The sequence below is a fragment of the Arthrobacter sp. 92 genome (genome assembly GCF_050260325.1).
GTDB lineage: Bacteria > Actinomycetota > Actinomycetes > Actinomycetales > Micrococcaceae > Arthrobacter.
Map to the genome: position 1 here is coordinate 4,230,785 of NZ_CP189863.1, position 16,909 is coordinate 4,247,693.

General features: G+C 66.7%; 16 protein-coding genes. 6 read left to right on the forward strand and 10 right to left on the reverse strand.

Going from position 1 to position 16,909, the window contains the following annotated elements; all coding sequences use genetic code 11:
- Positions 1-125: 125 nt before the first annotated feature.
- The gene (locus ACP4XC_RS19675; protein ID WP_427172386.1) at positions 126-782 is read right to left on the reverse strand and encodes an ArsR/SmtB family transcription factor; all 657 of its coding nucleotides are present in this window, start codon (positions 780-782) and stop codon (positions 126-128) included.
- Between the two features lie 79 nt (positions 783-861).
- Between ACP4XC_RS19675 and ACP4XC_RS19680 the strand changes: the two genes are divergently transcribed.
- On the forward strand, positions 862-2,289 hold the full coding sequence (locus ACP4XC_RS19680) for an MFS transporter (RefSeq protein ID WP_427172387.1): 1,428 nt from the start codon (positions 862-864) through the stop codon (positions 2,287-2,289).
- Here ACP4XC_RS19680 and ACP4XC_RS19685 read toward each other — a convergent pair.
- Positions 2,179-3,876 carry a DUF7059 domain-containing protein gene (locus tag ACP4XC_RS19685; RefSeq protein WP_427175172.1) on the reverse strand — a complete coding sequence of 566 codons (1,698 nt, stop codon included), beginning with the start codon at positions 3,874-3,876 and terminating at the stop codon, positions 2,179-2,181. The genes ACP4XC_RS19680 and ACP4XC_RS19685 overlap by 111 nt on opposite strands.
- Before the next feature lie 776 nt (positions 3,877-4,652).
- On the opposite strand from ACP4XC_RS19685, the gene ACP4XC_RS19690 reads away from it, so the two are divergent.
- The 3 genes from ACP4XC_RS19690 to ACP4XC_RS19700 all read left to right on the forward strand — a co-directional run bounded on the left by ACP4XC_RS19690 (position 4,653) and on the right by ACP4XC_RS19700 (position 6,972).
- A complete protein-coding gene (locus tag ACP4XC_RS19690; RefSeq protein ID WP_427172389.1) occupies positions 4,653-5,726 on the forward strand; it encodes a hypothetical protein in 1,074 nt (357 codons plus the stop codon).
- Between the two features lie 108 nt (positions 5,727-5,834).
- Entirely contained in the window at positions 5,835-6,326 is a 492-nt protein-coding gene (locus ACP4XC_RS19695; RefSeq protein ID WP_427172390.1) for a hypothetical protein, read from the forward strand.
- Between the two features lie 94 nt (positions 6,327-6,420).
- Entirely contained in the window at positions 6,421-6,972 is a 552-nt protein-coding gene (locus ACP4XC_RS19700) for a hypothetical protein (protein ID WP_427172391.1), read from the forward strand.
- A gap of 36 nt (positions 6,973-7,008) precedes the next feature.
- Here the strand turns inward: ACP4XC_RS19700 and ACP4XC_RS19705 are convergent, their stop codons facing one another.
- Positions 7,009-7,902 (reverse strand): rhodanese-related sulfurtransferase, encoded by an 894-nt coding sequence (locus ACP4XC_RS19705; RefSeq protein ID WP_427172392.1) that lies wholly within the window; start codon positions 7,900-7,902, stop codon positions 7,009-7,011.
- Between the two features lie 172 nt (positions 7,903-8,074).
- Between ACP4XC_RS19705 and ACP4XC_RS19710 the strand changes: the two genes are divergently transcribed.
- Together ACP4XC_RS19710 and ACP4XC_RS19715 are read left to right on the forward strand one after the other, a co-directional pair.
- Positions 8,075-8,767: a GNAT family N-acetyltransferase gene (locus ACP4XC_RS19710; RefSeq protein ID WP_427172394.1), complete on the forward strand. Its 693-nt coding sequence runs from the start codon at positions 8,075-8,077 to the stop codon at positions 8,765-8,767.
- Between the two features lie 100 nt (positions 8,768-8,867).
- Entirely contained in the window at positions 8,868-11,246 is a 2,379-nt protein-coding gene (locus tag ACP4XC_RS19715; RefSeq protein ID WP_427172395.1) for a DEAD/DEAH box helicase, read from the forward strand.
- Between the two features lie 25 nt (positions 11,247-11,271).
- Here the strand turns inward: ACP4XC_RS19715 and ACP4XC_RS19720 are convergent, their stop codons facing one another.
- From ACP4XC_RS19720 to ssd, 7 genes are all read right to left on the reverse strand, one after another.
- Entirely contained in the window at positions 11,272-11,727 is a 456-nt protein-coding gene (locus tag ACP4XC_RS19720) for an Rv3654c family TadE-like protein (protein WP_427172396.1), read from the reverse strand.
- A gap of 31 nt (positions 11,728-11,758) precedes the next feature.
- The gene (locus tag ACP4XC_RS19725) at positions 11,759-12,208 is read right to left on the reverse strand and encodes a TadE family type IV pilus minor pilin (protein WP_427172398.1); all 450 of its coding nucleotides are present in this window, start codon (positions 12,206-12,208) and stop codon (positions 11,759-11,761) included.
- Between the two features lie 95 nt (positions 12,209-12,303).
- Positions 12,304-12,603, reverse strand: a complete 300-nt coding sequence (locus tag ACP4XC_RS19730) for a DUF4244 domain-containing protein (RefSeq protein ID WP_427172400.1) — start codon at positions 12,601-12,603, stop codon at positions 12,304-12,306.
- Positions 12,604-12,794: 191 nt separating this feature from the next.
- On the reverse strand, positions 12,795-13,406 hold the full coding sequence (locus ACP4XC_RS19735; RefSeq protein WP_427175173.1) for a type II secretion system F family protein: 612 nt from the start codon (positions 13,404-13,406) through the stop codon (positions 12,795-12,797).
- Positions 13,406-14,257 carry a type II secretion system F family protein gene (locus ACP4XC_RS19740; RefSeq protein ID WP_427172401.1) on the reverse strand — a complete coding sequence of 284 codons (852 nt, stop codon included), beginning with the start codon at positions 14,255-14,257 and terminating at the stop codon, positions 13,406-13,408. The genes ACP4XC_RS19735 and ACP4XC_RS19740 overlap by 1 nt, the downstream gene beginning before the upstream one ends.
- Entirely contained in the window at positions 14,254-15,579 is a 1,326-nt protein-coding gene (locus ACP4XC_RS19745; protein ID WP_427172402.1) for a TadA family conjugal transfer-associated ATPase, read from the reverse strand. Before ACP4XC_RS19745 ends, ACP4XC_RS19740 begins: the two co-directional genes overlap by 4 nt.
- Positions 15,576-16,658 carry a septum site-determining protein Ssd gene (gene ssd / locus ACP4XC_RS19750; RefSeq protein ID WP_427172403.1) on the reverse strand — a complete coding sequence of 361 codons (1,083 nt, stop codon included), beginning with the start codon at positions 16,656-16,658 and terminating at the stop codon, positions 15,576-15,578. The genes ACP4XC_RS19745 and ssd overlap by 4 nt, the downstream gene beginning before the upstream one ends.
- Between the last annotated feature and the right edge of the window lie 251 nt (positions 16,659-16,909).

The following is a 16,909-nucleotide window of genomic DNA, read 5'->3' on the forward strand; positions in this document are numbered from 1 at the left end:
CGCCTAGTTCACCATATTTTGGAGAACGATGCGCATTCACGGGAAAAACGGAGTCGTTCCACGGCACGGTCGGAACGTAACCTACCAGGCAGTAATCCCACCGGATTACCGGGCGACGGCGGCGCTCAGCCCTTGGGCGGCCCCGCACCGGGACGGTCATCCGGAATCATGGACCACAGAGTGGCGATGCGCTCCGCGCCCTCAGGGACCTGGGTGGGATCTTCCAGCTCATATTCCTTCAGCAGCGCGAAGATTCTCTCCCGCAGTTCGGTCCGCTGCGCGGGGGTCAGGTACAGCAGGGTGCTGGACAACACCACCACCGACGCAGCTTCCGCCACTTCCCCGTTCTTCAACCGCCGGTCGCGGACTGCAGCATACGCACTGACGCGCCGGCGGAAGGCCTCGATCTCAAGGTCCAGGACGGCCAGCTCGGGGCTCGCCACTCCCCCGCCTGAGTTGATGGTGAAATCAGTGCCGGCGGCCTTCCATCGGCGCTCCCGGGCATCCCCGGAAGGAGCCGCAGGCTCCACGATGCCCCATTTCCGCAGTGCCCGCAGGTGGTAGCTCATGGCGCTGGGAGTAAGTCCGGTCTGGGCGGCCAGTTCGGTGGCGGTGCGGCTGAGCTGGGTGGAATAAAGCTCCGAAATGACCTCAAGGCGGGCACCGTGGGCGAGCGCACGGATGGCTTTGGGATCGGTGATCTCCACTTTCTTCTCCGGCCGCCCCCTCCCACTGGCGGCAGCCTGGGAAGCCGGCCCGGCCGGGGGTGTATCGGCGCTCACGCATTAAGTCTATCGAGCATCCGCAAACTCTGAAAGAAATGCTTGACATTGATGATCGCAAACGAGTATTTTCGCGACCATGGGGAACACTGCTGGGCAACGTCCGGCGAATTTTAACGATGTTGCTCCGCTGTGGCGAAACCGCGACTTCCTGCTGGCCGGGGTCGCGCGCTTTATGGCGGCCGCAGGCATGGGCGCGGTCGTGGTCAGCGTGATGCTTCACCTTCAAAGCACAGCAGCCTCCGGGACGGCGTTCCTCCCCGGGTCCTGGCTGGTGGCGGGTTACTTGCTGTGCTCGGCTTTGCCGCTGGTGATCCTGGCGCCCTGGGCCGGGCGGCTGGCGGACACAAGGGATTCGAGGACGCTCGCGACGGCGGCTTCCGCCGTGAGCGCCGCCGCTGTGGCGGCTATGGGGCTGAGCATGCAGTTCCTGGAGAACTACATCCCGGCACTCTTTGCCCTGACCTTTGTCCTTGACGCCGCCCAGGCCGTGGCTGCCCCAGTTTGGCAGGCGCTCCTCCCCCGGATCGTGGGGGAAGCCCGCACACCGCGGGCGGTGGGAACCATGCAGGCCACCGTCATGATTGCGGGAATGGCTGGGCCGGCGGCGGGCGGACTGCTGAGCGGCTGGGGAGGTTCGGGGCTGGTCTTCATCGTGGCCAGCAGCTGCTACGTCGCCATGGGGGTGGGCGCCCTCCTCATCCGGACGCGGCGTGGCACGGTGGCCGAACGGCTTGGCCGGAATACCCCTGCCTTGCTGGAGGGCCTCTGGCTCCTCCGGAAAGACCGCCTGGTCTGGTCGCTGGTGCTGGGAGCGCTGTTTTTCATTGCCGTGGGCGAGGCCACCAACGTGCTCGAGGTCTTCCTTGTCCGGGGGGAAATGGGCGCCAGCGAGACCCAATACGGCCTGCTGGTCGCTGCCTTTGCCTTGGGAATGGCAAGCGGCGCCGCTTTGGCGGGTTTGATCAGAACACCGCGGCTGCGGCTGCGATTGCTCCTGGTGGCCATGGCTCTCACGTCGGTCATTCTCGGCGCCATGGCCTTGGTGCCCACCGTCGCCCAGATGTTCATCGCCTACACCGCCATGGGAGTCAGTTGCGGGGTTCTCAATGCGTGCTTCGGGGCCATTGTGATCATGCGGATGCCGGAGGAAGGCCGCGGCCAGGCCATGGCCATGATCGGCGGCCTTATGCGGGCCATCTCCCTGGCGGCGCTCATGCTGGGCGGACTGCTGGGGGCGCTGTTGCCGGTGCGGTCCGCGTTCCTGCTGGTGGGCGGAACCGGTGCGGTGGTTTCCCTGGCCATCGCCGTGACCGTATCGAAGCGCTTCGGGGGGACCGACGTTGAGCCGGCCGACTCTACCGGGTCGGCAGACCATCCGCGGCCCCGCCGCAGCTCAGGCGGGGAGCAGGAAACCGTCCTGGACCAGGTGGTACACCTCTTGAAGGAGCCCTGCGCGGAAGGCATCGCCGTCGAACCCGTCTCCCCCGCCCAGCAGCGCTTCTAGCGCCCCAATAATCTGGCGGACGGACAGGTCGCCGTCGCATGCTGACACGAAACCCGCCAGCTCGGTGCTGAGCAGATTGGTGCGGCGCAGTCCGGCGCCTTGGCGCAACAGGATGACGCCGGGGTGCTCGGCACCGGGGCGCTGATGGCGTTCCTCAGTGACATCCTCGGCCACGAGCAGGTGCGTGTTCGCCAGATCGTTGCCGGCGAGCCAGTCGGACCGTTCGACGGCGGCGCCCAGGCACGGGCCGATGGGCTGCTCGATGGGGTAGGTGATTTCTTCGAACCGTGTGATGGACGGCTGGGCGGCGGCATCGGCCGGGCGCCGCAGCCAGATCATGCCGAAGCCGATTCCGGCCACATCCCGGGAGGCGAAATCGTCGAGGTAGTTGGAGTAGGACTCCTGGTAGTGCTGGCGGTCGCGGGTTTCAGAGGCGTCCCGCAGCCATGTCTCGGCGTACAGCTCAGGGCTCAGCTGTTCACGCTGGATGAACCACGCGTCAACCGCCGCGCTTGTTCCACTACGGGAAGCCTCCACCCAGGTCCTGGGACGGGCATCCCAAAGCCCGCCGGAGGTGATTTCCCAGTTTCCGAGCAGCTGGGCCGTTCCGCCCGGGGCAAGGATCCCCGGCAGCGTCAGCACCAGGGACGCCACAATGTCGTCGCCCGGGAGTCCGCCGTCGCGGTAAGTGAACTGATCCGTGGACGCCTCGTCAGCACTTCTTGGAGTGATGACGAAGGGTGGGTTGCTGACCACGAGGTCGAACTCCTCGCCGGCCACCGGTTCCAGCAGCGAGCCCAGCCGCAGGCTTACACGGCTTTCCAAATTAGCGGGGTCGATGTGCAGTTCTCCGGCGTTGAGCAGCAGGTTGAAGCGGGTGAAGGCCAGGGCTCGCGGGGAGATATCCGTGACCGTGACATGCTCCGCGTGGCGCAGGAGGTGGAAGGCCTGGATGCCGCAGCCGGTGCCCAGGTCGAGGGCCTTGGCCACGTGGCGGCGGATGGTGGTCTGCACCAGCGTGGTGGATGCCTGCCCGATTCCCAGCACGTGGTCATGGCGGAGAACGCCCGGCTGCTGATGTGCGGCCAGGTCGCTGGCGACCCACAGCTCGGCGCCGTTGTCCGGGGCCTGACCGGCGGCTTGTTCCGCCCCGGCGGCCGGGTCCTCCGCTTCGGTCGGCAGCCAGCCATACGGCCGCAGGTCCACCTTGGCCTGGACCAGAGCCCCCACCGCAGGACCGTCCGTCGTCGTGGGTTCAACCAGCCCCAGCGTCAGGAGCCCCTCGGAGCCGATGCCCGGCAGGGCGGCGTCGAGCACTTCCGCAGGCTGTGGCACGGCCAGCAGCCACAGACGGACGACGGCGGCGAGCGCCGCCGGTACCCTCTCACCCTTGGCAGCGGCCCCTGTGACGATCAGGGCCGGGATGAGCTGGTCCCGGCTGAGGGCGGCGTACGCTGATTCCCCCAGAAGCCGGGAGACTCCGTCGACCGTGTATTCGATGTTGCGCAGGTCCGTGGCGAGTGCGGTCAGCAGGTCAGGCAGGTCGCTCCGGGGCGTATCTGGGGTGTTGCCGGAGGTGAAGTACACGGCAGTTTCGCCCGCTGCCGCTCGGCGCTCCGCGGTTCCGTTCTCTGCTGATTCGTTCACTGCTGATTCGTTCGCCGCTGTTTCGTTCACCGTGTAATTCTATGGTTCGCGCAGGCGCAGGTCCCTGCCGCGGGCCGCTTGTCCGGGGAACACAAACGGATCGAGCTGCTGCCTGGCGTCAAAGACCGGATGGGGCGAATGTCCCATAACGGTGAACAAAAAGGCGTGAACCTAAGCTCGGCCTGGATCTTGTGGCACGTTTCCGGAATCGCAGCCCCGGACTGCGCAGCCAAGATCGGGGAAGCCACGACCGATCTTCAGGACATCCGAAAGGCCCTCCGCGCCGGGTTCTGGCGCCGTCTGGACGAACTAAATCCAGCAACTTCCCGCGGCTGGCCGGGGGTTTACGCCGCTGCGCACCGCAAGTCAGTGGCCGCAACCCCGTCCGGTTTGCGGATCCGGCCCGGTCTGCGGATCCGGCCCGGTCTGCGGATCCGGCCCGGTTTGCCGATCCGGCCCGGCAGGGGCACCATGGTCTCATGCGCATTCAGCAGCGATTTATGAGCCCTCGGCCGCTTTCCGGCCGCTCGGGCTTCTTGTCGCGCGCATAACTTTGTAGCCGCCGGGGTCCGTCCGGTTCAGCGGCAGAGGGTGAACCTTCCCCTACCGGCATCTGGAATCCAAGGACCCCCGTGAAGAACTACCTCTCACTCACTGAATTAAATTCGGCGCTTGCCGTCCGCGACCTTACGGACCCCTCCTCCGGCGCCCACGCCATGCAGCTCTTGCTCGCGGACGTCGTGGCGGCGTTGGAACGCTTGTGGGGCATCCCATCGGAAGTACACCGTCTGAATCCGTTGGTGGCCACCGCGGACAACTATGACCGCCTGGGTTACTCGCCGGGCGACGTCACGCGGGACTCGCGGTATTCCCGCCATGTGAGCCCCACCGTGATGCTGCGCAGCCATACGTCGTCGGGGATTCCTGCCCTGCTGGACTCCCTTCGTGGCGAATTGGGCCGCTATGACCGCCTGCATGTCCTTCCCGGGCTGGTGTACCGGCGCGACGCTGTTGACCGCACGCATGTGGGTACTCCCCACCAGGTGGATCTATGGCGCATCACGGCACGCGGGCTGCTGGGGCCGGCGGAGCTACGTGCCATGATGGCCGCCGTCGTGGAGGCGGTGCTGCCCGCGGCGGACCACCCCGGGGTCAGCTGGCGGTCTACCCCTGCCACCCACAGCTACACGGCCGCCGGGCAGCAGCTGGACGTGCTGGTCACGCTACCTGATGGCAGCCGGGAATGGCTGGAACTGGCCGAATGCGGGCTGGTTGCCGCCCCGGTGCTGCGGGGCTCGCAGCTGGACCCGCGCCGGTGGGCAGGGCTGGCCCTCGGACTGGGCCTGGACCGGGCCCTGATGCTCCGCAAAGGCATCCCCGACATCCGTCTGCTCCGTTCCCAGCATCCGGACATCCGGGGGCAAATGACGGATCTGCGGCCGTACCGGACGGTTTCGGTGATGCCTGGAATCCGCAGGGACCTCTCACTGGTGTTGCCGGACCCGGCGGACGCTGATGCGGAGCTGCTGGGCGACCTCGCACGAAGCGCCCTCGGCACGGATGCCGAGGTTCTGGCCTCTTTGGAGATCAAGGCGGTCACCCCGACGGCGGACCTGCCGGCCGCCGCCGTCGAACGCCTCAGGCTGGCTCCAGGCGATGTGAATGTGCTGCTCAGCCTGGTACTCCAGCCGCTCGACCGGACCCTGACCGATGCCGAAGCCAACCAGTTGCGGGACCGGGTCTATACGGCACTGCACCGGGGAAAGGTGCAGGAACTTATTGGCGGTTGAAGGGCTCGGATCCGAGGATGCCCGGCTGCTGCGGGCGCCAGAGTGAGGAGCAGAGTCACGGGACGCCGCGGGTCCGGGAGGGATGGCATCAGCGGGTAAGTTGGAAGCATGGTTCTACTTCCATCCGCGCCTTCCCGGGCTCCGCGGGGCGTCCGTGCTGCCGCCCGCGGCCCGGCCGTCCGCCGCCGTGTTTCAACCCTGGCCATCGGTGCCTCGGTTGTTCTCGCCGCCACGGCCTGTTCTTCCGCTGTGTCTGTGGAGAACGCCGACGTTCCGGCCTGGAAGGCCACCGCATTGCCGTCTGCCAGTGCGATTGCTCTCGAGGATGCCGGAAAGATCCTCAACCGCGATCCCCGGACCAAGGACGCCGCCAACTTGGCCCCGGGACGCTACACCCTCACCATGACCTGCGACGGCGGCGGCAAGGCCTTCTTTGCCGTGTCCACCGGCGGGAAGAAACTGGCCGAGGCGGGGGCAGCCTGCAATGGGAGCCGCGAAACTGCCCGGATCACGTTGGCCACCGCAGGAACCGTTCAAATCAGCGCCTCAAGCGTGGACGCCCCGATTCTTTACGCCTACCAGCTTGTGGCCGCCAGCTAGGACCACCGGCGGCCAGATTTCCCCGGTAGAACCGCCGACGCCGGCGCCCACACCCGCTCTGGTTTGGCGGTCGGCACGGGCCTAAAGTCAGAGTATGCACACTGTGCCGGCACCCCAGGTGCCGCGGTGGCGCAGCGCCGCGGCCGCCGTCGTGCTCTCCCTTATACTCGCCGCCAGCCCGCTGCTGAGTTCCTGTGAATACTCGTACGACGACGGCAGGGCGCCTCTGACCGGCACGGCGGCGCCGACCAGGCTGCCCTCCTTCACGGACCCAGCGCTCCCCCAGGACCCGCGGCGCAACCTTCCGGTCTCCGGCGCTGAACTCGATGAATGGGCTCACGAGGTACTGCCCGATGCGGCCGGGCAGGAATTTCACCGCAGTTACGGCACGCTGGAGGGCGGGGTCACTCGGAATGAATCCACCGGTCAACTGCCCAGTGGAACCTACGCCGTGACCTTGGCCTGCAAAAGCCCTCGACGAGTGTCGTTCACGGTGCGTGCCGGCGACTTTGCCCTCATTGATTTGAGCCTGCGGTGCGGAACGTCGCGGGTGAACGTGCTTCAGCTGTCCGCCGACGCGGTGCTCAGCGTGGAAGTGGCGGCGCAGGCGGCGGCGAACTTCGCGTACCGCGTCAGCCGGATCTAGGCATGCCAACCGGGAAGTGCCGTCCAGGCCGGGGAGCTAGGCTGCGCAGCCCTCTGGGCAGCGGAGCGTCTGCGGGTTGGATGCGCACTCCGTGCAATACAGCGTGAGCGTTCGGCAGTTCTGGTTGGAGCAGTTTTCGAATTTGCTGGTGGGCTTGGCGCAGCGGACGCACTCGCCGATGGTCTTGGCTTCCTCGCTGAATTCAAGGTGCATGCGCTTGTCAAAGACGTAGAGTGAGCCTTCCCACAGCCCGTGGTCTTTGAACGTTTCGCCATACCGGACAATTCCGCCGTCGAGCTGGTAGACCTCTTTGAAGCCGCGGTTCACCATGAGGCTGGAGAGCACTTCGCAACGGATGCCGCCCGTGCAGTAAGTAACCACCGGTTTGTCCTTGAGCGAGTCGTATTTGCCGGACTCGAGTTCCTTGATGAAGTCATGGGTGGTGGCCACGTCCGGAACGATCGCGTCCTTGAACTTGCCGATCCGGGCCTCGAATGCGTTGCGGCCGTCGAAAAACACCACGTCCTCGCCGCCCTGCTTTTTGGCGTCCACGAGCTGGTGCAGTTCCTCCGGCTTGAGGTGGGTGCCGCCGCCCACCACGCCGTTCTGGTCGACCTTGAGTTCCCCGGGAGCACCGAAGGACACGATCTCGTCGCGTACCTTGACGCTGAGCCGGGGGAAGTCCGCCGCGCCGCCGTCGGACCATTTCACGTCGATGCCGTGGAACCCTTTGTATTCACGTGTGGTCTTCACGTACTGCTTGACAGCGTCTATTTCCCCGCCCACGGTGGCATTGATGCCGTCCTTGGAGATGAGGATGCGCCCGGTCAGTCCGAGCTTCTCGCACAGGGCACGCTGCCATAAACGCACGGCGTCGGGATCGGGGATGGGGGTGAAGCCGTAGAACAGCACAATTCGGTTTAGAGCCACGTATTTAAGGGTACTGGGTGCCTTGGAGGGTTGGTACCGCACTCTCTCGGCCGCCCCCTGGTCAGTTGCTGCGGTGCAGGCCGCTGCATGACCGGATCACAATTCCATAAGCAAGCCCTCTTACCGGACCGTACCCCTGTTGCTGGGGGCAACGCTGGAATACTCTCGTGTCATGAGTCCGGACGCCATGGTTGAAGACATCACATACCTGCTGGAAGTCTGGGTGGCCGGCTGGGCCGGTTGCCGAGGCTATAAGACCCGAACGGAGGGCCGCTTCCCTGCTGCCCTACGTGCCGATACCACCGGGGAATGGGAGTATTTCGCCCACGATCCATCGGACGCGGAATTCGCCAGCCTGGCCGAGAAGACCGCCGAAGCGCCGGCCCGCATCCTTACCATCCTCACCAACGATGTCCCCCGTTACATGACCCTGGCGCAACAACACGGGCTCAACGTCACCTCAGCTTCGCAAACCATGATGTTCGTTGACATGGAGACCCAGGATTCCGAGGATCCGTACCTCTCAGATGACGATCTGCAGCTCACAAGATCCACATCGGACGGTGTCCACCATGCGGTGGTCCACGCCGGTGAAGACGTGGCAGCCAGCGGCCGCGTCTGCGTGGTGGGCCACACGGCGGTGTTCGACAAGATTGTGACCGAGCCCCGATACCAGCGCCGTGGTCTGGGCTCGTTCATCATGAAGGCCCTCGCGGCGCAGGCTTTTGAGCACGATGTGGAGAACGGGCTGCTCCTGGCATCCTTGGACGGCCAGAAGTTGTACTCGCACTTGGGGTGGGAAACGGTCTGCCATGTGCTGATGCTCTCCTCATCCAATGAGGGCTCTGACCTTTCGGTGGGCTAGCGACACCGGAGCCACTTCTCAGCGGATCCCGGGGTCCGCGCAGCCGGAGCCGGTTTGCTCCGGCGAAATACGATTTGAGCCCGGGTGAAAGAATGTTTGGGTGAACCCACATGACTCCCTGATTCCGTTGCTGGGCCGCGGCCCGGACCCGGAACAGCTGCGTCACGTGCGCACCATACCTGCCCGCGAGGCCGTTCACGAGCCATGGCCGGATTGGGCGCACCCGGACCTGGTCACGGCCTACGGCTCATTGGGCATCCACGAGCCGTACCGGCACCAGATCCGGGCAGCCAATCTGGCCCACGCTGGCGGGCACGTAGTGATTGCCACGGGCACCGCCTCCGGTAAATCCCTGGCCTACCAGCTTCCGGCGCTGGACGCGATCCACCGCTCCGAGTTGCGGGTGCTTTCCGAGCCAGGCAGAATCCACGACGACGGTGCCGTGGCCCTTTATCTCTCGCCCACCAAAGCGCTGGCGGCCGATCAGCTCGCCGCGATCCGCTCGCTGAAACTGCCCACGGTGCGGGCGGAAACGTATGACGGGGACACCGATCCCGCGTCCAGGCGGTGGATCCGGGACCACGCCAACATCATCCTGGCCAACCCGGACATGCTGCACTTCGGCATCCTGCCCAACCACGCCTGGTGGGCCAGCTTCTTCCGCAAGCTGCGGTACGTAATCGTGGACGAGGCCCACAGCTACCGGGGCGTTTTCGGCTCCCACGTGGCCAACCTGATGCGTCGGCTGCGCCGGATCTGTGCCTATTACAGTCCTAATACCTCCCATCCAGGTCCGGTGTTCATCGCAGCCTCCGCCACGGCTTCCGAGCCTGCAACTTCCTTTGGGCGCCTTATCGGGGCTCCCGTCCAAGCTGTATCGGAAGATTCCTCTCCGCACGGCTCCACCACGGTGGCCTTTTGGGAGCCGGCTTTGACCGAACTCCGCGGCGAAAACGGGGCCAAGGAGCGCCGGACGGCCGTTGCGGAGACGGCCGATCTCCTGGCCAACCTGGTTTCCGCCCGCATCCGGACCATTGCCTTCATCAAATCCCGGCGCGGGGCCGAGACCATCTCCTCGATTACCAAACGTCTCTTGGATGAGGTGGACCCCAGCCTGCCACAGCGTGTGGCCGCATATAGATCCGGGTACCTCCCCGAGGAACGGCGCGCGCTGGAAAAGGCACTCCGGTCCGGAGAGCTACTGGGCGTCTCCAGCACCTCCGCCCTTGAGCTGGGCATTGACATTTCGGGACTGGATGCCGTTCTGGTGGCCGGCTGGCCGGGCACCAGGGCATCACTGTTCCAGCAGATCGGACGGGCCGGCCGTGCGGGTCAGGACGCCATCGCCGCTTTCGTGGCAAGCGATGACCCCTTGGACACGTATCTGGTGAACCATCCCGAGGCAATCTTCGACGTATCTGTGGAAGCCACGGTCTTCGATCCCTCGAATCCCTACGTGCTGGGTCCCCATCTCTGCGCCGCCGCTGCCGAACTCCCGCTGGGTTATGCCGAGCTGGACTTGTTCGGCCAGACGGCGGAGAAGCTGCTGAACCAACTCGTTGCCCAGGGATACCTGCGCAAACGGCCGGCTGGCTGGTTCTGGACCCATCCGCAAAGCGCCGCCGCCATGGTGAACCTGAGGGCCGATGGCGGAGGTCCGGTGAGCATCGTGGACGCCGACACCGGTTCCCTACTGGGCACCATGGACTCACCCCAGACCCACTACCAGGCCCACACCGGCGCAGTCTATGTCCACCAGGGCGAGAGCTACGTGGTGGAGGACCTGAACGAGGACGATCACTGCGTGGTGGTCCGCCGGGCCAATCCCGACTACTACACCACTGCCCGCGACGTGACCCAGATTGAAGTGCTTGAGACGCTGCGGACGGCGCAGTGGGGCGACATCGCCGTACATTTCGGGGACGTGAAGGTGACTACGCAGGTGGTCTCCTTCCAACGCAAGGCGTTGATTTCGAATGAGATTCTTGGCGAGGAGCCGCTGCAGCTCGGCGCCAGGGACCTCTTTACCAAAGCCGTCTGGTTTGTGGTGGACAACCGTTCTTTGACCGGAGCGGGGCTCATCGAGGCGCAGTTCCCCGGCGCGCTCCATGCCGCCGAACACGCCGCCATCGGGCTGCTTCCGTTGGTCGCCTCAAGTGACCGCTGGGATATTGGCGGTGTCTCCACGGCCATCCACGCCGACACCGGGGTTCCCACCATCTTTGTATATGACGGGCACCCCGGCGGCGCGGGCTTCGCCGAACGCGGATTCGACAAAGCCAAGGTGTGGCTCTCGGCGACCCGCGACGCCATCAAGGCCTGCGAGTGCGAATCCGGTTGTCCATCCTGTGTCCAGTCACCCAAGTGCGGCAATAAGAACAATCCCTTGGACAAGGCCGCCGCCATCACCCTGATCGACGTGCTGCTGAAGGATGCAACGGAACAGCATGACCCCGTGTTGGCAACCCACTCGGCCTGACTCAGCTGTGCATCCACCGCGGCATCTACGGCGGCGGTCCTGCACGGGCATGCCCCCTGGCGGCGCCGAACGTGGTCCGTGCCAGAAGCTCGGTCCGGATATCCACAGTCTCACCTCCCGACTCCGCGCAGCTCAGGATTCTCGCATCCTGCCGCTCGGCGACGTCCGCCGCGACCGCGCACGGCTCACCCGCAGTGATACCTCTCGCGGCATCCGCCGCAGCCAGGGCGGCAAGATCGGCCGCGGACGCCGCCCGTGACGCCATGACGGCGGACTGAGCCAGCAGGAGCATCAGCGCCATGGCCACCATCACCGCCATGCCCAGGCCCGCCGCCAAAACCGTCCCCGAACCGCGTTCCGAGCCGCGATCCGTAACGCTTTGGGTAACGCCCTCGGTGACGCGCCGTGGAGGTCCAGGATCAGCACCTCGACCGGCACGATGACCTGCGGGCTGCTTGGCGCAGAAGTTCCCACGGCGCATCAGGAAACTCGCCTCAGGAAATACGGCAGGGTCATGCCGACTTCTCCGCAGAGGTCAGCAGGGTTACCCGCGCTGGCCGGCGGACGTCCGCTGACTCCGGCGCCTCCCCCCGCGCCAAAGCCTTGGCGGACAGCGTCCACGGAACCATCGAGCCGACGGGCCCGGAGACCCTCCCCGAAACCGTCAGGCTGATCCACTCGCCGTCGGCGGTTACCGCCAATGTCGCCGAGGATCCAGCGAGCTGGGGGACAATGCCGGACACCGCCGTCCTGTCCTCACCCCGTGCCAGCGCCCTCGCGCCGGCCCGCGCGGCCTCCTCCAACCGGAGCTGGGTGATTCCCGCCGCGGACCCCGCAAGCAGCAGCGCAAGGAGAAGCACAACCGCCGGCAGCGCAACCGCGAATTCGGCCGTGACAGCTCCGCGGCTCTTCCCCTGACCGCGGAACCCGATATTTCGCGGAGAACCACATGCTCCGGTCATTAACCGAGATGCCCCGGCCCCCGCCGTTCCCGGGCCCGCGCCTCTTCGCCACCCTGGGTGTTTTTGCCGCGAAACCCCCGGTTGCCATACCTGAATCACGGCAACGCCAGCGCCGTACGGATCAGGTTCAGCAGGAAACCCCGGACTTCGTCGCTTCGAAGGATGAAAACCAGGATTCCGGCGAATCCCACGGCCGCGAGCGTGGCGATGGCATATTCCGCAGTGGCCATTCCGGCCTCGGATCCCATCATCCCTAGAGTCCGGCGGCCGGGCACCCGTGCGGCGTCCCTCGCCCCCGGGTAGATTTCCCGCACCTCGGCCTCCGCTGCAGCTGCCTGGCGCTGCTGGGCCTGGGGGTGGGGATTTGAAGTGGCTGACATGAGCGTTCCTTCCATTGATATGCCGGCAGACTTGCCGGGTTATTCGACTCTCCCGGCTGTGGCGATCCCCAGTAAGGGAGTAGTTCAGCTAAGTGGATAAGGGCCTTCCGGCGAACCCTGTGGAGGAGCACTCGCGGCCTGCCCAGCGGTCGACGTGGCCGCCGCAGGCCTGAGGGGCGGGACGGTCCAGGGTGGGGTTGACATGGTCAGGGACCCGCGGGGAGCATCGCGAGGAGCACTGGAACCACGCCCAGACAGATAAAGGCGGGCAGGGAACAAAGACCCAGGGGCACCACCAGCCGCACGCCGAGGGCAGCGGCCCGCTTCTCCGCAGCACGGAAGCGTTCGCGGCGCAGCCTGGCGGCCTGGGCGTACAGGATAGCGGACGACGGCGCTCCCGTGAGTGCGGCGAAGCTTAGCGCCTGTTTCAGGGCCAGCAGCTCCCGCGTCCGCGTCTCGGAACTTCCCCACGCGGTCGGCCAGTCAGCCCCAATGGCCAAAGCGGAGACAACCGGCCGCAACGACCGCTGATACTCGTCCGACGCCGTGGCAGCGACCAGCTCAAGCGCCCGCCCAAGTCCCGAACCGGCGTCCAGCATCGCACCGATCAGTTCGAGCATCATGGCGGTGTCCCGCAGTCCGTCCCCGCCCGCCGGCGTACGGCTCTCACTACTCGTCAGGTTCGCGTCCGCACCTCCCGGCCCTGGTTGATGCTGCCGGAGGAACCTGTTCCGCGAATATCCCCGGCGGGCTAAAGCAAGCAGGGCGGCCGCACTCAACGTGACCACAAAGAGAACCGCGGGCAGCACGTCCTGCATCATGGCCCTCCTGTGGCGGACCTGACGAGCTTGGCGGACCAGATCCGCCCAGCGATGGTCAGGGCGACTCCAGCCCCCAATGCGGCCATGCCCAAAGGGGTGCCCAACAGGATGGACAGCGGATCGACGCCGAGGGCGGCTCCCAGCCCCAGCCCCAGCAGTGGCAACCATGTAAGAAGAGTGACGGTGGCCCTCGGACCGGCCAGGGCGGTCTGCCTGACTGCTTCCGCGTCGTCCTCCACCTCGAGTTGTGCCGCCAGCCGGGCCAGTACGTCCGCGAGCGGACATCCGCTGGCCTCGGCGATGACGAAGCAGGCCGCGAGCTCACCCCAGATCCGCCTTTCGCGCATGGCTGCCTGACGCGATGCACCGACGCCGGAGCGGGTGCCTAGGAACCGGCCGCGCACGGCAGGCCCCGGGAAGACGCCGGAGGCTGCGGTCCGAATTGCTTGGGCTACGGGCAAACCACGCGCCGCCGCCGCCCGGGCCGCCGCCAGCATCGACACCGATGCTGAACTGAGAGCCGGAGCCGTGTCAGCTGCGCGGTCCGCGTCCGCCGAATAGACCAGCCAGAGTTCGTCCCATAGCCGGGACGGTGCGCGGCCGCCCCGGAGCAGGGCAGCCATCTGTTGAACAACAACCGTCAGAGGCACGACTTCCGCGCCGTGTCGGGCCCCGGAAACGCGCAGCACGAGGGAGGCACTCAAGGATTTGGCCCGGTCCTCCGGTCCGGGGCGGGGGGAGGACGATGGCCTTCCAAGCGCCCTCCGTAGTCGCGCGGAGAGGCCGCCTGAGGGTTTGAAAAGGAGCCAAACCGCGAGTGCCAGAGCCAGGCAAAGCAAGGCTGTCATGCCACCGACCCCGGTTCTGGACTGCCCGGGCGAGGCGCCGTCCAGTCTTCGGCCATCGGCCCCGTGGCGGCCCCCCGGCCTGGCCCGGGAGGCTTCAGGGTGGCACTCAGGCCAAGGCGGTGGGCCAGGCCGGGCCATGCGGGGCCGTACTGGACTACGCCGTGCTTCATTTCCATGGCCACAGTGACGCCAAGTCCGTGGCCGGTGTCCGCCATGACGCCGATGCACGCCACATGGCGCCCGTGGCTGGACCGTTCCACGTGAACCACCACGTCCAGCGCGCTCGCCACCTGCAGCCTCACTGCATCCTGATCGAGACCCGCGAGCGCCCCGAGCGCGGTGAGCCTTGCGGGGACTGCAGCAGCGGTATTCGCGTGGATGGTGCCGCCCCCGCCGGTGTGTCCCGTGTTCATGGCGGTCAACAGTTCGCGCACTTCCGCTCCGCGGCATTCGCCCACCACAAGCCGGTCCGGCCGCATCCGGAGTGCCTGCCGGACCAGTTCTCCGAGGTCCACTTCGCCTCCGCCTTCGAGGTTTCCGTGGCGCGATTCGAGCGACACAACATGCGGATGGACCGGGTTCAGTTCGGAGGCATCCTCAATCAGGACGAGCCGTTCTCCGGGGTTGCAGAGACCAAGGAGGGTTGAGAGCAAGGTGGTCTTTCCAGAGCCTGTGGCGCCGCTGATGAGGAAACTTAGCCGACGGACCAGGATTGCTTCAAGCACCTTCTGAACCGGGGAACCGAACATTCCGCCTTCCCTTAACTCATCCAGGGAAAAGACCTCATGGCGCCGGATCCGGACACTCAGGAGCGTACCGGCCGTCGAGATCGGCGGGAGGACAGCGTGGATCCGGTAGCCGGCGTCGAGCCTGACGTCCACGCAGGGCTGGCCGTCGTCAAGCCGGCGGCCACCGGCTGCCACCAGCCGCGAGGCCAGGGCGCGGACCTGGGCTTCGCCGGAGAACGAAACGGGCGCCCGTTCCAGGCCGTTGCCGCGGTCCAGCCAGACGGAGTCCGGTGCGTTCACAAAGATGTCCGTTACCGAGGTGTCCCGTGTGAGCGGCTGGAGTGGGCCGAGGCCGTTGAGCTCCGCGCTGATCCGCTCGACGGCCGCCAGCGAGCCCGCCGTCCCCAGCAGCTTTCCTGTGGCCTGCACCGCTGCTGCAACGCGGGATGCGGTCACCGGGCCGGCGTCTGCCATCACGGACTCCCGGACAGAATCCAACAACCCGGAGTCCAGAACCCGGTTCTGTCTGCGCCGGCCGCTGCTGCCGCTTCCCAAGGGAACGGACGGTCCCGGCGGCTGCGAACGCTGGCTCATCTCAGGTCACCTGCGAGTAAATCGAGGACCGAGGCCGCGAACCGTCGAACGGTCCGGCGCCGGCCCGTCTCCAGCAGCCTTCCGAGTTCCGTAGCGGCAGATGTGCCTTTCACTTCCGGTACGATTCCCTGCAACGGCAGCCCCACGGAATCCGCGATAAGAGGCCCGTCGAGAGTCGCTCCCGGTTTGCCCCTGATCACCAGTGCGGTCTCGACCGGAGGCAGCTCCTGGAGAAGCCTTGCCGAGGCCACGGCGGCCTTTAACTGGGCCGGCGCCACCAGCAGGATACGGTCACAGTCCCAGGCGAAGGTCCGCAATGGCTCGGTGCCACGCCCGATGTCCACCAGCACCAGCTCATAGCCCCGGCGGGCGGCATCAAGAACACCGCCGACCGTCGCCGAGTCCACGCCGGTGTGCCGTTCCCTGCTGCCCGGCCACGAGAGAAAGGAGAACCCGCCCGCAACGGGCAGCGCGTCGGAAAGCTGCTCGGGATCGATGCTTCCGCTGGCGTCGGACAGATCAGGCCAGCGAAGCCCCGTTGACTCCTCGGCCGCCAGGGCCAGTTCCAGCCCGCCGCCCCAGGGATCGCCATCAATCAATAAGACCCGGGCGCCCCACTCCGCGGCCGCCTGGGCCAGCCAGATGGATGCCGTGGTGGCGCCGGCCCCTCCGCAGCCTCCTGTCACACCGAGCACGAGGCCGCCCGCCTCTGGCGACCGGGAGCGGCTTAGGTACTCCGCAAGCCATGATGCCGCGTCCGGAAGGACCGCCACGCGTTCGGCCCCCAGCGCGGCGGCAAGATGCCACAGGCTGTCCCCTTCGCCGCTGAGGCCCACCAAGACGGCAGGTGAGCGGCGGCGTGGGGGCAGCTCGCGGACGTCGCTGCCGACCAGCACCACGGAGGCCGTGTCCCAGTAGGGGGCGGCTTCGGTAGCATCGGCCACCACGCGAAGCTGACCGCCGGCTGCGGCCACAATCCGCTCCACCTCGCCCTGCAGAAAATCGAAACCTGTCAGGAGGAGGGTTTCGGACGACTCCGCCGGCAGCCAGGCACCGGGGGCACGCGCTGCCGGCCGCACGCCCGGCCCCGGGCCAGGTGCGCCCGTGCCAGGTCCGCCCGGGCCGCGGCCGCGCCCCGCCCCAAAAGGCCTCTCCGGCCCGGGCCCCGCGGGATCCCCGGCAGCCGGCCCCGGGACCTGCGGCCCCGCGGCCGCCACCGGCCCGGTAACGTGCACGCCGGGGTCCTGACCGCTGGGGTCCTGACCGCGAATGTCTAAGTGATGCCTGCTCATGCTGCCAAATGTGCCCTCCGGCCGTCCGCGGCAGAAGC

Bases quoted from the DNA above. Each gene is read 5' to 3' on its own strand.
- ACP4XC_RS19695 (WP_427172390.1), top strand. From the start codon at position 5,835: ATGGTTCTACTTCCATCCGCGCCTTCCCGGGCTCCGCGGGGCGTCCGT.
- ACP4XC_RS19720 (WP_427172396.1), bottom strand. From the start codon at position 11,727: ATGCGCCGTGGGAACTTCTGCGCCAAGCAGCCCGCAGGTCATCGTGCC.
- ACP4XC_RS19745 (WP_427172402.1), bottom strand. From the start codon at position 15,579: ATGAGCCAGCGTTCGCAGCCGCCGGGACCGTCCGTTCCCTTGGGAAGC.
- ACP4XC_RS19680 (WP_427172387.1), top strand. From the start codon at position 862: ATGGGGAACACTGCTGGGCAACGTCCGGCGAATTTTAACGATGTTGCT.
- ACP4XC_RS19700 (WP_427172391.1), top strand. From the start codon at position 6,421: ATGCACACTGTGCCGGCACCCCAGGTGCCGCGGTGGCGCAGCGCCGCG.
- ACP4XC_RS19690 (WP_427172389.1), top strand. From the start codon at position 4,653: ATGCAGCTCTTGCTCGCGGACGTCGTGGCGGCGTTGGAACGCTTGTGG.
- ACP4XC_RS19710 (WP_427172394.1), top strand. From the start codon at position 8,075: ATGAGTCCGGACGCCATGGTTGAAGACATCACATACCTGCTGGAAGTC.
- ACP4XC_RS19725 (WP_427172398.1), bottom strand. From the start codon at position 12,208: ATGACCGGAGCATGTGGTTCTCCGCGAAATATCGGGTTCCGCGGTCAG.
- ACP4XC_RS19730 (WP_427172400.1), bottom strand. From the start codon at position 12,603: ATGGAAGGAACGCTCATGTCAGCCACTTCAAATCCCCACCCCCAGGCC.
- ACP4XC_RS19740 (WP_427172401.1), bottom strand. From the start codon at position 14,257: ATGACAGCCTTGCTTTGCCTGGCTCTGGCACTCGCGGTTTGGCTCCTT.
- ACP4XC_RS19735 (WP_427175173.1), bottom strand. From the start codon at position 13,406: ATGCAGGACGTGCTGCCCGCGGTTCTCTTTGTGGTCACGTTGAGTGCG.